The following is a 14,471-nucleotide window of genomic DNA, read 5'->3' as shown; positions in this document are numbered from 1 at the left end:
GGCGCATGGGGCGGGCGGATCGCGAGTATGCGGTGATCGGTCTGGGACGCTTCGGCACGAGTTTGGCCCTCACGCTGATGGAGCGGGGGCACAATGTTTTGGGGATCGACCGCAGCCGGGAGATCGTACAGCGTCTGGCGGATCAACTGACGCAGGTGGTGGCGCTGGATTCCAGCGATGAGGATGCGCTGCGAGCAGTGGATATTCTCTCCTTTGACACGGTGGTGGTGGCCATCGGCAGCGATTTCGAGAGCAACCTGTTGACGACGGTGGCCCTCAAAAGTTTGGGGGTGCGCAACGTGGTTTGCAAGGCTTCGACAGAGCGGCAACGCTCGATTCTCTTGCGGGTGGGGGCCGATCGGGTGGTCTTGCCGGAGCAGGAGGCGGGCCGGCGTTTGGCTCAGGTGCTAACAGCGCCAGGGATCCTGGATCAACTGGAGCTGGAGCCGGGCTACAGCATTACGGAGCTGGAGGTGCCGGAGGCGCTGGTGGGCCATACGCTGGCGGAGTCGGACTTGCGTCGCCGCTTTGGCATCACGGTCTTGGTGGTGAAGCGAAAACAATCGTTGGTGGTTTCTCCCCCGGCAGATTACCTGCTGGAGAAAGGAGACCTGCTGGTGGTGTTGGGGGCCAATACCAATATCTCGCGGCTGAACGAGATGTAACGGGGGGATCCGATGAGAGAGGGCTGTGTCCCGCCGTCACAACCCGAGGGGGCCGAGGGATGGGTGTCTCCCCGATCTTCAGGAACCCCTCGCCCGACGCTGCCTCAGTCCTCTTGGATCCCGGCCAGCCGCTTGCACCGGCTCTTTTTTGGGGACAGGCGTCGCCCGCTGCCGCCGCCCCTGCGCCTGGTCGCAGGGTTAGGTCTGCTAGCGGTGGTGGGGACTTTGCTACTGATGCTGCCGGGGATTGGGCGCGGGGATCCCTTGAGCTGGAATGAGGCGCTGTTTACGGCCATGTCCGCCCTGAGCGTAACGGGGCTCTCGACGATTGTGGCGGCGGAGGATCTCACTCTGCTTGGCCAGATCGTCTTGCTGCTGTTGATCCAAATTGGCGGGGTGGGCTTCATGGTTTTGGCGGTGGTGGTGTTCCAACTGATCGGGCGGCGCATCTCCCTGCTCAATCGCCTGGCGCTGTGCAATTCGCTGGGCCTGATCGATCCGGGGGCCATTCTGGAATTGACGCGGCGGGTGTTGATCGGGGTCACTCTGATCGAGCTGGGAGGGGCCCTGCTGCTCTGGGTGCATTGGCGGGATCTCTACGGGCCAGGTCGGGCGGTTTTTCTGGCCATTTTTCACGCCGTGTCAGCTTTCTGTAATGCGGGGTTCGACCTATTTGGGCAGGAGGGGATCCCTACGGATGGCCTGTCGCTGGCGATCTTGGGCACTCTAATTTTTATTGGCGGCTTGGGCATCCCGGTTTTGTCGGATTTGTTAACCTGGCCGCAGGGCCACCGCCCCTCTCTGCACACCCGCATCACCCTGGTCGTGGTGGTGGTCTTGCTCTGCACGGGCGGCCTGGGGATGTTCTTGGCCGAGAGCTTGCCCCAGGGATCCTTGCAGGAGGTGAGCTGGCCCCGCCGCCTGGGCCTGACGTTTTTCCAGTCGGTTTCGGCTCGTACTGCTGGCTTTGCCGGCATCCCCATTGGGGAGTTGACACCGGCGAGCCAGTTGCTGCTGATGATCCTGATGTTTATCGGGGCTGCCCCGGCTTCCATGGGGGGCGGCATGACCACTGGTACCCTGGCGGTGTTGGTGTTGGCTCTGTGGGGCTATGCCCGCGGCCTGCCCAGCGCTCAGATTGCCGGGCGCAGTTTGGATCCCTCGATGGTGCGCAAGGCGGCAGCGGTGTTGACTGTCTCTCTATTCGTGGTGCTATTGGCAACTTGGCTGATCTTAATTACCCACCACCACAGCAGGCTGGATCCGGTACTCTTCGAGGTCATCTCCGCTTTTGCCACCTGTGGCCTCTCGACAGGGTTCACGGGGAAGCTGAACTTGTTTGGCCAACTGATCATCGTTTTGGTGATGTTCTGGGGCCGCTTGGGGGCGCTGACCATTGTCTTGGCTTTGGCCCAGCAGCAGCCGCGTCAGCTGGTAATCTACCCGGAAGAGCCAATTTTAATTGGGTAATCCCGTAAACTACCCGGCTCCGACCGCTAAGCGGTACGGAGCGGGCTTAAGCGCTACGCGCCGCTGACGCGAACGGTAGCCCTGCAGTTGGCAAGCCAACCACGAACCCCCCTCTGTTCCCCCGTATACGGGGGGATTTAGGGAAGCAGGCCCCGGTTTACAGCGACCCCCAAAAGCGCAATCCCGTTAGCACCGTTCAAATCTGCATCTCCCTCCCAGCCACAAGCCGGGTTGACACAACGAAAACGCTTCCCTTCCCGCTGCCCAAGCCACAAGCAGCGGTGACAAGTTTGCGAAGGGTAGGCAGGTGGCACTACCACCACCTTCACCCCTGCTCTTGCTGCCTTGTACTCTAGAAACTGTCTCCACTGGGAGAACGCCCAACTGTTCACCCGCCGACGCTCAACTTTACTACGCGACTGTTGATTGGTGCGTTCTCTCATCCCAGTTAAGCCCTCCAAGGCAATGAGGCTACAGGTAGCTTTGGCCCTAGCAACAATCGCTAAGGACTCCGTCCCGCTGACGCAAGTAGAGATGCAGTGGTTCACCCAGGCTTGAAAGCGTCTCTCCCGACCAGACAGCCGTTGCAACAGCTCCCGGCATCGACGCCGAGTGCTGCGTGTGCCCTCACCGACCTTGCGTTGCAGAGCCGCTCTCAAGCGGGAGTAGTGGTCTCTGACCTGGTTCAACTGCTGTGCATTCCAGTGGTCTCCCTCAGAGGTGTGGGCAATATCCCTCCTACCTAAATCCACGCCCGTTGCCTTGACGGCGTGCTCCGGCTCTGGTGCCTCAGACTCCACACCAATCTGGATGAAGGAGGAACCGTCTTGGCGTTTGACCAACGTAGCTGCTTTGGGATTTGAACCTGTTAGCCTGCCGCGCTGGTAGGAGCCAACATCCAGCTCAAAGCGTTCGCGTCCCTCGACGGTGGTCAGCGATACTGTCCAGTCCCTCTCACGGAAGGAGAAAATGCGGGCATCGTAGGTAACAAAGCCAGACTTGAACGTTTTGACCGGACGGTTTTTCTGCTGGGCAACCTTGCGGGCAGCGGTTAGCCTCCTGCCTACCTGTTGTGCCACTCGCGCTAGCGGGACGGAGTCCTTATTGCTGGAGAGACCAAACCGCGCCCGAATCTCACGGTAGCAAAGAGATTGGAGCTTAATGGCGTTGACTATCTTCTCTGGCATGTTTTGGTTAACCCAGTGAGGCCTCCGGCCCGCTGGCGCGAGGAGTGCTTGTGCAAACGCATCCAGAGTCGCATCCAGCTTGGCGGCTTGCGGCGCAGATACCTTGAGCTTGCAAGAAATAGTTAAAACTTGGGTCATGTTGCAACTATACGTCCTCTGCATTCCTCCCGGCCTTGACCCTACGGGTACAGGGCGGAGCTCCTGCGGTTTCTAGCTGAAGGGGGATCCTATCTTTTGGCGCTTTTGGCCGCATTTAGCCCTGTAGCCCTAGGCTAGCTGGACTACCCCCTATTGTTTGGTGAAGTTCCTCTTCTGTCCAGTATTCTGCTGTACTCTGCCTGCTTGGCTCGAATCTCGACATTTTTTAGGAACTTCGGCTAGCCCCACGCTTATTCGCCGCCGCCCCGCTTGGGAGGTGGGCCTAAATAAGACTCGACAACGGTCAACAATTCCCTCTCGGAAAATGGCTTGCTGAGAAACTCGTTGGCCCCGGCCATGCGGGCCTTGATCCGGTCGATGAAGCCGTCCTTGCCGGTGAGCATGATCATGGGGGTTTCGCGGAACTGGCTGGATTTGCGCAACATGGCGCACAGCTCATACCCATCCAATTTGGGCATGGCCACATCGCAGAGGATCATGTCGGGGTTGAGGAGAAACACCTGTCCCAGGGCTTTGAGGGGGTTGCCGATGGTGGTGACCTGGTAGCCCTCGTTTTGCAGGATGAACTCCACAGTTTTTTGGATGGCCATGGAGTCGTCGATACAAAGGATGTGGCTGGGCTTGTCGCTGGGTTTGAGGGGACGAGTGCGCTGGGGCTCGGCGATCAGGACGGGGTCGGAGAGGTGGATTGCCCCTTGGCGAACATAGGGATAGATGGCTTTGGCCACTGCCAGGGTGTCTCGGCCCAGGTAGCGACCCATCTGGCGAATGCTGGTTTTGCCGTCGGACCACTCGCTCAGGGCTTTGAAGACGGGGGCGGGCAGGGTTTGCTGGAGCGGCAGGGGGTTGAGGATGGTGGGGGCTTGGTTAGGAGCTTGGATATAGGGATGCAGCTTTTTCCACTCCTGCACCTGGGTGACCATCTCAGTAAGCAGGGGAGTGACGGGGAAGGTGGTCAATTGCGGGGCCAAGGGGTGTCCGGCTTCGAAAATGAAGGAGCCCTGGTGGAGGCTGAGCAGGTCAAAGAGGACTTCCCGCACCATGCCCAGCAGGATTTGCTTGCCTTGGCTGGGGTTGAGCTTGTGGCTTTCCAGCAAAGACCAGAGGCGGTTGTACTCGGGGGCATTGACCGCTGCTTTGTGGGGGATCTCAACTTCGTCTAGGGCAGCTTCCAGCTTGAAGCGGCGCAGGTAGTCTCTGAGGCGGGCAGTGCTCCCTTCGCCTTCAGAGGCATAGATGATTTGCCCATTCAGGAAAAAGACGAACCAGTAGATAGAGGGCCTGGCCTCTACGAAAAGCTCACCGGTGCGCTGGCCCAACTCGATCAATTGAAGGATGCTGCGGATATCGATCTCTTGTAATCTTCCCTGCATGGGATCCCTGCCTGCAGTCAGCAAGATATGACCATTATGACGCTAGTCTCTAGTGGCTGCCGCCCTGCTTGTAGGACTATTTTGGAAACGGAGTTAAAGTTTTAAAAAGTTGGGGTTAAGCTTAGAGCCGAGTCCCTGCATTCCGAGTATCCTCGTATCCTCTAGAGCCTGGTTCCTGCAAGACGTATGCTGCCGCAATTCACTGCCTGGGTGCTGGGTCCGCTACTGGGGATCTACACCGTCCTGTTTGTGCTGCGCATTTTCCTGTCTTGGTATCCGCAACTGGATACTTCTCGACTGCCCTATTCCCTGGTGGTTGGCCTGACGGAGTTTCTGTTGCGCCCGACACGCCGCTTGATCCCGCCCCTGGGGGGGGTGGACATGGCGCCTGTAGCGTGGGTGGGTCTGGTTACCCTGTTGCGGGAGCTGTTGCTGGGACAGCAGGGATTGTTGACGATGGCCCTGCACTAGAGTGCTTTCCTAAGGATTATTAGCGGCCCTGCAAGATAGGGATCCGCGCGGCGGGAGTTTGCGCAAGCCGTGCAGGAGCTCCCGCCTGGATTTCCTCCTGCATCTGCTGCAGTTGCCGGATCAGTTCGGGCACCACCTGGTAGAGATCCCCAACGATGCCGTAGTGGGCAAATTTGAAGATGGGGGCGGCGCTGTCTTTGTTGATGGCGATGATGGTCTGGGACTTGTCCATGCCGACGCGGTGTTGGATGGCACCGGAAATGCCGCAGGCGATGTAAAGCTGGGGGCGAACGGTCTTGCCGGTTTGCCCCACCTGGTGGGCATAGGGGATCCAGCCGGCATCCACAGCCTTGCGGGAGGAGCCGACGGCGCTGTTGGGGAAACAGGCGGCCAGCGCTCTCATCAGCTCAAAGCCTTCTGGAGATCCCAGCCCGTAGCCACCGGAAACGATCACCTTGGCCCGCGTCAGATCCACCGCCTGGGAGAGGTTGCGCACCGTTTCCACAATGTGCAGCTTGAGATCCTCCGGCTCCAAGTTGACCGGCACCGGGATCACTTCCCCTTGGCGGGATCCGTCCCATGGCAAGGGCAGCATCACGCCGGGGCGCACGGTGGCCATTTGCGGGTTTTTCCAGGGGCCGAGGATACGGGCTTTGAGGGACTCACCAAAGCTGGGCCGAATCGCGTACAGGCATTCGGGGAAGAAACCAGACTTGTCGGGATCTCGGCTGTTGCTGTACTCGAAGGGGCCGATGTCAAGCTCGGTGCAGTCGGCGGTCAGGCCGGTTTCCAGGTGGGCGGCCAGACGGGGGGCTAAGTCCCGACCGGTGGTGGTGGATCCCAGCAGGATGGTGTGGGGTGGCTGGGGCCAGCTTTTGAGCAAGTCCAGGATAACGCGGCGGTAGGGCAGGGTGCGGTATTCGGCCAACTCGGGGTGGTCGGCGATGAAGACCTGATCCGCCCCGTGGCCGATGAGGATTGGGGGCAGGTGAGCGATGTTGTGGCCGAGGACGAGGGCACTCAAGGTCGCTCCCAGCTTATCGGCCAGCCGTCGCCCCGCTCCCAACAGCTCCAGGCCAATGGGTTGCAACTCACCCTTGATCTGCTCAGCGAAGATCAACACCCGCTTGTGCTCCATAGAGCTTACGACTCCTCATCGAAGTAGAAAGGCTGGGAAGTTTCGTCAATTCCTACACAGATTTCCGCAACTTAGTGATAATTCACCCAACAGGTTTGGGCGGGCTGCAACTGAGAAGTCAAGGAATGGGTTGAAAGGGTGGAGTTAGCAGAAGGGAAAAGAGGGTAAAGCCTAAGAGGTAGCTAGGTAGAGGCTCAAGTCAAGTGCCTGAGCCAATTCCTTCACCAGTTGCGGCACGGGCTGCCCTTGAAAGACCTGACAGTTGCCACCGATTTCCCCCACTTTTTCGGTGGCGGCCACGATGGTCGGGGATCCCTGGAGGCCGCAGCGCTTTGGATCGGCCCCCACATCGTCCAGGTTGAGGATCTGGATGGCCTCGGCCCGTGCCGCCTCATCCCTCATCAACCGCTGCACCCGCTGCACGCCGCGTAGGGTGGGATAGGCCAGACGTCGCGCTGAATTGGCCACCGTGACCAAGGCCGGCAGCGGCACCGCCACCGTTTGGGATCCCCCCTCGATGGCCCGCCGCGCCACCAGGATCCCATCGCGGATCTCAAAGGCCTCGCAATAGGTAACCTGAGGGATCCCCAGCCGCTCGGCCAACTGGGGCCCCACCTGGGCTGTGTCGCCGTCGGTGGTCTGCAGCCCGCAGAAGATGACATCGGGCCGGCCCGCATAGCGAACCGTGTGGGCCAGGGTGTAGGCAGTGGCCAAGGTATCCGAAGCGGCCAGGCGGCGGTCGGTCATCAAAATGCCCCGATCCACGCCGTGGGCAATGGCCTCGTAGAGCACCTCAATGGCCGGGGGTGGCCCCATCGTGATCGCTGTCACCCTCGCCCCATGTTGCCGTTTGGTTTGCAGGGCCGCTTCCAGCGCATAGCGATCGAAGGGGTTCAGCATCCGCTTGGCCTTGGCCCGGTCGATCGTGCCGTCACTGTTGATGCCGGCTTTGGCATTTTGATCGGGAACTTGCTTAATTAGGACAAAAGTTTCCAAGGATATCAGCTCCCTAGCGATCCCCTCCAGACTAAGAGGGATCCCTAGGCAGCAGAAACTTATTCAGCTTTTTTTCGGGATCGGAAACGGTGAGCACTCTGATGAGCACTCTTCAGTCGCCTTTCTCAGCACATCAGTTGCTCAAGTTTAAGTAACTTTAAACAAAGTTTGAGATATTCCCTTGCTGCTGCGCCTCGCTTGCCATCTCTAACCCAGCAACGCAAATGCGATTAAAACCTACCTCTCTCCCAAGAGAAGTCTGGGATCCCTGCTGCGAAAAGCTTGGAGAATATCTTGCTGGAATGACTGAGCCAATGAGCTGGGTTCCTCACCTGCCATCGGGAAAAGCCGTCTGGCCGGCAAGAAGCGTTCACTGTCTCTGCAAGTCAACAGACAGCGCTTCACAGACAGCGCTTCAAAGTTGTTGTGTGATTCTCCAGATCAGGCGATCATTCGCTCGGATTGGGGGGGAAGCAAGCTGTTGTCAAATACTTTCTCCAGAGGCGGTTTGGCAGAGAGGCCAAAGCCATCCACCACCTGAGCAATCGCGGTTTCCATCCGGGCAGGCACCACGTCCCCCAAGCCAATTTCCCGCACCTCCTCGGTAACAAACAGACGCGGCATAGCTAGGGTGAGACGCAGTTTCTCAATGGCAGTGTCCAGCACCTGCCCTTCGGCTCTGGCTTTGTCCAAAAACGCCAACATATTGCCGTCGGGGTCGCGGATGGTGTCTTGCCAGCCCTTGACGTAGGCCCTCAAGAAAGCTTTGAGTTGCTCCGGCTTCTCGCGCAGCAGTTGCACACGGGTGATGACGGCATTACCGTACAGCTCAAGGCCATAGTCGTTGTAGAGAAAAGGCGTGATGTCGTTCAAGCTAACGCCACCCCGCACCAAATTGGGCATGGCCGAGGTCATAAAGCCGCTAATTGCGTCCACCCGGCCTTGGATCAGGAAGGGCTCGCGTAACTGTGGCTCCATGGTTAGCCACTCTACTGAAGCCGGATCGATGCCGACTTGCTTGGCAAACACCGGCCAGAGCCGACGCGGCGCATCTCCTGCAGGCGCCCCCAGCTTCTTGCCCGCCAGTTGGGCCGGCTCTGTAATGCCTCTGCCTTTCAGGGTATAGATGCCGAAGGGAGAGCGGTTGAAGTGAACAAAGATCGCCACCAAGGGTACATCCGGGTTTTTGGCGTTGAACTCGATCATGGAGTAGGGATCCCCTTCCCCCAGGTCGTACTGGCCAGCAGCAATCTTAGTGATGGAATCGGCAGAGCCAAAGCCGCGCTCGTAGGTTACTTCTAGCCCCTCTTCAGCAAAGTAGCCCTTCAAGATCGCAGTTCCAAGGGGGGTATCCATCGAGGAAGGCAACCAAGAAAGGGTGAACTTCAGGGGCGTCAGGCCCTGGGAAACCAGAAGCGGCCCGCGGCTCTGAGCCTTGGCCTTTAGCCCGCCAACGGCCACCAGAGAGGCAGCCGCAGCAGCAGATTGCAGGAATTGGCGACGCGACGATTTCGAGATGGACATATCCATATGCTCCGCAGCACCTGGCTCAGTAGGGATCCGCAGGGGGAAAGGTGGCAAAACTTGACCTGAGCTGACAACAGCTAGCAACCAACCTAGCAAGGTGGGGCCAAGCTCTTGTATTTTAGGATACCTTAAAGCCCGATCGAGAACTCTGTTCCACCGGTTTCTCAGATTGGTTTTCGCAAGGCAGGTAAGGGCAGTGTCTAGCTGGGGAGCATCTGTTCTTTTGTCAAAGCCGGTTGGTTGTCGATATGATAGTGCTTCTTGACATCCCTGGAACTTCCCTCGAGGTCTGCCAACGCGAACCGCTATGGCCACTCAACCCCTATCCACCTCCCTGATTCGGTTCCTCGCCGCCGCCGTATCCGAGAGCATTCAACGGGCGGTAGCCGCAGGCCAACTGGGATCCCTAACACCTGAGCAGGCGGCAGGGGTTACTCCCGTGATCCAGATCCCCAGCGATCCCCGCTACGGCGACTACGCCTGTCCTACCCCCTTGGGGATGGCCAAGCTCTGCCGCATGGCGCCGGCCCAAATTGCCCAAACCCTGCAAAAACACCTGGATCTGCCGGACATAGAAACCGAGGTGGCAGGCGGTGGGTACCTCAACTTCCGGCTGGGGGATCCCTTTTTGGCCGAGCGATTGCAAGAGCTGTTGCGATTGGGGGAAGATTTCGGCAAAACCGCTGCCCCCCATCCCGAGCGCATCCTGCTGGAGTATGTTTCCGCTAACCCAACGGGGCCGCTGCACGTGGGACATGGGCGCTGGGCTGCTGTCGGCTCGACCCTGGCCAACCTGCTGCGCTGGACGGGGCACCAGGTGGAGCGGGAGTTCTACATCAACGATGCTGGCAACCAGATGCGGCTCTTGGGCCAGTCGCTAGAAGTGCGGGTGCGACAACTGCAAGGCGAAGAGGTGGCTCTGCCGGAAGATGCCTACCACGGCAGCTATTTGGTCGATATCGCCCGGCGGCTGTTGGATCAGGTCAAGGCCGGGATCCGCCCTCTGCCCACCACCCCGGAAGAGTACACCGATTTTGCTTACCAGGAAATGCTGGCCTGGCAACAGCAGACCCTGCAACAACTGCGCACCGAGTTCGATCACTGGTTTAGCGAACGCCGCCTGCACACCCCCGATCCCCAGACAGGGCTGAGCGCCATCCAACAGGCTTTGCAGGAGCTGCAGGAGCGCGGCTTCCTCTACAGGGCTAAGGCGCCGCGGGGTGAGGATCCCAAGCCGGGGGCGGAAGAGGCCGTCTATTTCAAAACCCAAGAGTTTGGCGACGACAAGGATCGGGTGGTGCAAAAGGCCGATGGCTCCTTTACCTACCTGGCCGCCGATATTGCCTACCACCGCGACAAAGTGCGGCGGGGCTATCAGCGACTCATCAACATCCTCGGCTCGGATCACCACGGCTATATCGGTCGTTTAAGGGCGGCGGTGGGCGCCTTCAGCCCAGAGGTCAAGCTGGAGATCCTGATTGGACAATTTGTCAAATTGTTCAAAACCGACCCGGAAACCGGCGAGAAGACCGAAGTGCGCATGTCGAAGCGCACCGGCAATTTTGTCTCCTTAAACGATCTTATTGAGGATCCCGAAATTGGCGTGGGGGTCGATGCAGCCCGCTGGTTTTTGCTCAGCAGCAGCATGGACAGCCCCATCAACTTTGATTTGGATTTGGCCGTCAAGCAAACTTTCGACAACCCGGTGGTCTATGTCCACTACAGCCATGCCCGCTGCTGTACCCTGCTGCGGCGGTTACAGGAAGAGGAACAGGTGCAGCTAACCGCCACAGTTGCTTTGACGGAGCAGCAAAAACTGCCCTACAAAGAACCTGAAGAGCGATCCCTGCTGCTGCGCCTCTTGGCCCTGCCCGATGAGCTGATTGCCGCTGCCGAAGAGCGCGCCCCTCACAAGATCATTCGCTATGCCGAGGCGATTGCTGCCGATTTCAACAAGTTTTACGACAACTGCCGCATTTTGCCCCTCTTAAAAGAGGATCCTCTTTTGGCCCAAGCCCGCATCCAATTGGTGCAGGCCACGCGACAGGTTTTATTTAACGTGCTCACCGGCATTCTCGGCCTGAGCGCGCCAGAGTCGATGTAGATGTTAAGTAAAACCGATCCCCATCCCAAGACGAGAGGGAACTTGGGGATCAACTGCCTAAGTTTCGACTCTGTGGGCGCGCAAGAGCACGTTGGTTCCCAATCCCTCTTGGGCCATCCAAAAAGCGCAAATCCACCACGAAACCTCGTCTTGGCGATAAATGCCACGGGTGAGGGGATAGGATTGCAAAAGGTCAGCCATCTGCGATAAAGCTGGCACCTCAGCCGCATAATTGGCCCACACTTCGGGATCCAGATCCTCGTAAACGTAATCGAACGGGAAATATAGGTGGCTTGCTTCTAGGCCGGGCCGGTCGGTCAGGAGTAGTTGAGCGGGGTCAGAAGACTCACATCCCAAGCGATCCCCGATTTGAAACGTGAGTTGAAACAAGCGGTTAATCAGATCGAATTGTTCGGGGTTCATAATTTCAGAATTCCCAACTTGCGGGTGTGGGGTGAGCATCAGAATTGACAGGTGCGACGGCTGCGCTCCAGCTCCGGCTCGATCCAAGAGAGGGCAAAGTGGCTCACACAAGGCAACTGCGGAAAGCGGCGGGCCAGGGATCCCATCTGGATTTCCAAGCTGGGGCGTTTTCGCTGCGCTTGTCCCCATAGGCCGGCGATGGCCGGGCAGACAAAGGTTTGGGGAGAGGCCACGGCCAGGATTTGCCCCACCTGCTGCACCACACAGGAGCCATCCTCGCACTTGGCATAGGCCATCGGGTGCCACTCCATGTTTGGATCAAAACGATCCCAAGGCTGGAGACGGGCGTCGAACCCTTCTCCCACCGCCTGGTTGCCCTCGGGGAAAAAGACGGCCCCGGTCGGGATCCTAAGGCTTTGGGCCGGTTGGGCAGCTTGCCGCAGGTAATCGAGGATCCCATAGCGGGCAAACTCAACGCTGAGCTGCCAGAGCTGCTCTTGCCAGCGCTCCTGTCGGAGAGCGGCGCTAGGGGTAGGGGTGGGATCCGGCGGCGCTGCTTTTGGACGGGGAGCCGCCAAATTCTCTAAATCCCTATTCCCTGAATCACCTTCTGAATCGGCATGGGTGGAATGCCAATTCTCGCCTGCTTTGCTTTGGGCCATCCCGTCCCCTAGTTCTGGAGAAAGTGGCCGCTCCCTGCTTGCGCTGGGCTTGGGATCCCCTGGCTGGCGCCAGCGGGGCTCTTCGGCATAGGTGGCATCCAGATGGAGAACATCTGCCACAGTAATATAGCCCTGGCTGAGGTAACGCTCCAGCAAGGCTCGGCCCGCCGGGTTTTCTGCCAAATCCAGGTAGGCTTGCCGGGCTGCCTCCCCATGGATCCACAGATCCTGGACGGTGGCTGCCAGGCTGGATCCCCCAGAGCCGCGGGGATAGCGAATGTAGTCGAAGAGGATCCCATCCGGCTGCCGCTGCAGGATGCGGCGGATCAGCTCGGCAAAATCCCGTCGCGCCAGAGGATGAAAGGGATCCACAAACACCTCATCCGGGCTGACCAAATCTTCTGCAAGGGCTGTCGCCGGATCCAAGACGGTGGTGAGGCCACGGCCGTTGCGGGCCAAGACTGCCTGGCGATCTGGGAGAAGCCCGTAGCTGTAGCCGAAATTGAGGGAAAACACCCAGGCATAGGCCGATAACCCCCGCCGTCGCGCCGCCTTGAGAGCCAGATCCAACAAATCGGCATTGGGCTGCAGGCTGGGCCAGATCCCGCCCGCCCCATCGGGCAAAATGGAGCGGCCATCGTAAAACGTCTCGATAAAAACGCGGTTATAGCCCAGGTTCACCACCTGGTCAAACACCTGATCCAGTACGCCTGGATTGGCATCACAGGGATGCAAGCGCACCCAAATGGCCTGAATCTGCGGCCAACGGCGGCTGCGGCAGGCAATCAAGGCAGCGCGATGTTCGGCTAAAACTTGGGTGTATTCGGCCCAAGCGGCCTCTGACTGGGTGGCCCGCTGGCGCAGTTGAGCCTTGCGCGCCACTTCCTCAGGGGGTTGCCGGCAGAAGGCATCGAGCTGAAGAGCAGACAGGGATCCTGTCTGTTCCCCGCTGCCCTGAAACCTGGGATCGGAGTCAGGAAAAAGGGAATGGCCAAACCTAGGGAATCGGGCCTGGGCGGCGATTCCGGATCCCAGCCACATCAGTGCGCCGAGCACACCTGCAAGCCATTTCCGCTGCTGCCTTGGCAACCTCAACACCCTTAACCCCACCGAGGATTGCTGTAGCCCTATCTCCCCCTAGAGACCGGCAGGCCCGAGGCAATTGTTCCCGCCCCCAGCCAATTGCATTCAACTTTGAGAGGAGAGCTAGAGCTTGGGATCCCTTGCCCTATCCACCTCAATCTGGGCCAACTGCTGCCGGGCCGCCTGCCGCATCACCTCCACCGGCACAGGCTTGCCCCCCAGCCAGAGGGAGAGGGCCTTGGCCCCCTGGTGGATCAGCATCTCCAGGCCACTGATGGGGGTGTGGCCTAACGCTGCGGCCATACGCAGCAGCGGCGTGGGATCCGGTACATAGATGAGATCGTAGACAACGGCGCCGGCGGGCAGAAGGCGCAGTTGCTCCCGGCTGAGGGGAGACAGCTCAGCAGGGGATCCCGGCTTGTACATGCCCACGGGGGTGGTGTTGACCACAAGGGAAGTCTCGGGCAAGTGGCGATCCAGCTCGGCCCAGCTCAGCGTTTCCACCTGCGGCCAGGTCTGTTGCAAAGCCTGTAACTTCTCAGGGGATCGCCCGGCCACCCGTACTGGCCCCAACTCCAACTCCAAACAGCCCTGGATGGCCGCCCGCGCCGCCCCGCCACAGCCCAGGATTAGGGTGGGGATCCCCTTTTCCAGGCCCAGCAAAGGCTGAACAAAACCGTCGATATCGGTGTTGGTGCCGCCCCAGCCTCCCTCCGGCAAGGCGTAGACCGTGTTTACTGCTCCCACCTTTGCCGCCCGCGCTTCCACCTGGCTGAGCAAAGGCAGAATCGCCTGCTTGTGGGGAATGGTGACGTTAAACCCCCGCACCCCGATGGCCGCCAGCCCGGCCACCGCCACTGCCAGGCGCTCTGCCGCCACCGGAAAGGGCACGTAGCAGTAGTCTTCTCCCATGGCCGCCAAGGCAGCGTTGTGCATCGCCGGGGATAGGCTGTGGACCACCGGATCCCCGATCAGGCCCAGCAATTGCGTACTTCCCGAAATCCGCCTGTCCACCCCAGCTCCTAAGGGATCCCTGCCCTGTAGCTCCAATTAGTTAGACTCCGACTCCACCCGATCTAAAGTTTGCCGGTAGCGCTGCCGCCAACTGGCCAGGGATTCTTCCGAAATGTGGTCGAATGAACTACCCCACCGCGCAGGCGGGTGGGGTTTCCTCACCCGCTTGACAGCAGAGCTTTTGTCTCTTCTTCTGCCC

The 14,471-nt window shown here is 59.5% G+C and carries 12 protein-coding genes; 4 read left to right on the top strand and 8 right to left on the bottom strand.

The window, feature by feature from the left end:
- Positions 1 to 5: 5 nt before the first annotated feature.
- A complete protein-coding gene (locus tag NW845_RS05865) occupies positions 6 to 665 on the top strand; it encodes a potassium channel family protein (protein WP_011429691.1) in 660 nt (219 codons plus the stop codon).
- A 63-nt stretch (positions 666 to 728) separates the two neighbouring features.
- Entirely contained in the window at positions 729 to 2,135 is a 1,407-nt protein-coding gene (locus NW845_RS05860; RefSeq protein ID WP_414365281.1) for a TrkH family potassium uptake protein, read from the top strand.
- A gap of 137 nt (positions 2,136 to 2,272) precedes the next feature.
- Here the strand turns inward: NW845_RS05860 and NW845_RS05855 are convergent, their stop codons facing one another.
- A complete protein-coding gene (locus tag NW845_RS05855; RefSeq protein ID WP_414377435.1) occupies positions 2,273 to 3,460 on the bottom strand; it encodes an RNA-guided endonuclease InsQ/TnpB family protein in 1,188 nt (395 codons plus the stop codon).
- A 251-nt stretch (positions 3,461 to 3,711) separates the two neighbouring features.
- The gene (locus NW845_RS05850) at positions 3,712 to 4,854 is read right to left on the bottom strand and encodes a response regulator (protein ID WP_414377432.1); all 1,143 of its coding nucleotides are present in this window, start codon (positions 4,852 to 4,854) and stop codon (positions 3,712 to 3,714) included.
- A gap of 186 nt (positions 4,855 to 5,040) precedes the next feature.
- Here NW845_RS05850 and NW845_RS05845 point away from each other — a divergent pair, with 186 nt between their 5' ends.
- Positions 5,041 to 5,325 (top strand): YggT family protein, encoded by a 285-nt coding sequence (locus tag NW845_RS05845; RefSeq protein ID WP_414366353.1) that lies wholly within the window; start codon positions 5,041 to 5,043, stop codon positions 5,323 to 5,325.
- A gap of 19 nt (positions 5,326 to 5,344) precedes the next feature.
- Here the strand turns inward: NW845_RS05845 and NW845_RS05840 are convergent, their stop codons facing one another.
- The 3 genes from NW845_RS05840 to NW845_RS05830 form a co-directional block, all read right to left on the bottom strand.
- A complete protein-coding gene (locus NW845_RS05840) occupies positions 5,345 to 6,463 on the bottom strand; it encodes an electron transfer flavoprotein subunit alpha/FixB family protein (RefSeq protein WP_414366351.1) in 1,119 nt (372 codons plus the stop codon).
- A 171-nt stretch (positions 6,464 to 6,634) separates the two neighbouring features.
- Positions 6,635 to 7,459 carry an electron transfer flavoprotein subunit beta/FixA family protein gene (locus NW845_RS05835; RefSeq protein ID WP_414366349.1) on the bottom strand — a complete coding sequence of 275 codons (825 nt, stop codon included), beginning with the start codon at positions 7,457 to 7,459 and terminating at the stop codon, positions 6,635 to 6,637.
- A gap of 441 nt (positions 7,460 to 7,900) precedes the next feature.
- The gene (locus tag NW845_RS05830; RefSeq protein ID WP_414366347.1) at positions 7,901 to 8,983 is read right to left on the bottom strand and encodes an ABC transporter substrate-binding protein; all 1,083 of its coding nucleotides are present in this window, start codon (positions 8,981 to 8,983) and stop codon (positions 7,901 to 7,903) included.
- A 310-nt stretch (positions 8,984 to 9,293) separates the two neighbouring features.
- On the opposite strand from NW845_RS05830, the gene argS reads away from it, so the two are divergent.
- Entirely contained in the window at positions 9,294 to 11,090 is a 1,797-nt protein-coding gene (argS, locus tag NW845_RS05825) for an arginine--tRNA ligase (RefSeq protein ID WP_414366345.1), read from the top strand.
- Positions 11,091 to 11,147: 57 nt separating this feature from the next.
- On the opposite strand, the gene NW845_RS05820 is transcribed toward argS, so the two are convergent.
- The 3 genes from NW845_RS05820 to NW845_RS05810 all read right to left on the bottom strand — a co-directional run bounded on the left by NW845_RS05820 (position 11,148) and on the right by NW845_RS05810 (position 14,272).
- The gene (locus NW845_RS05820) at positions 11,148 to 11,513 is read right to left on the bottom strand and encodes a hypothetical protein (RefSeq protein WP_414377428.1); all 366 of its coding nucleotides are present in this window, start codon (positions 11,511 to 11,513) and stop codon (positions 11,148 to 11,150) included.
- Positions 11,514 to 11,551: 38 nt separating this feature from the next.
- A complete protein-coding gene (locus tag NW845_RS05815) occupies positions 11,552 to 13,231 on the bottom strand; it encodes a hypothetical protein (protein ID WP_414377427.1) in 1,680 nt (559 codons plus the stop codon).
- A 150-nt stretch (positions 13,232 to 13,381) separates the two neighbouring features.
- Positions 13,382 to 14,272 carry a shikimate dehydrogenase gene (locus tag NW845_RS05810; RefSeq protein WP_414377425.1) on the bottom strand — a complete coding sequence of 297 codons (891 nt, stop codon included), beginning with the start codon at positions 14,270 to 14,272 and terminating at the stop codon, positions 13,382 to 13,384.
- Positions 14,273 to 14,471 lie beyond the last annotated feature (199 nt).

Source organism: Synechococcus sp. H60.2 (assembly GCF_047462315.1).
Classification (GTDB): domain Bacteria; phylum Cyanobacteriota; class Cyanobacteriia; order Thermostichales; family Thermostichaceae; genus Thermostichus.
Note: the sequence above shows the minus strand (reverse complement) of the source record. Positions and strands in the feature narration are given on the sequence as shown.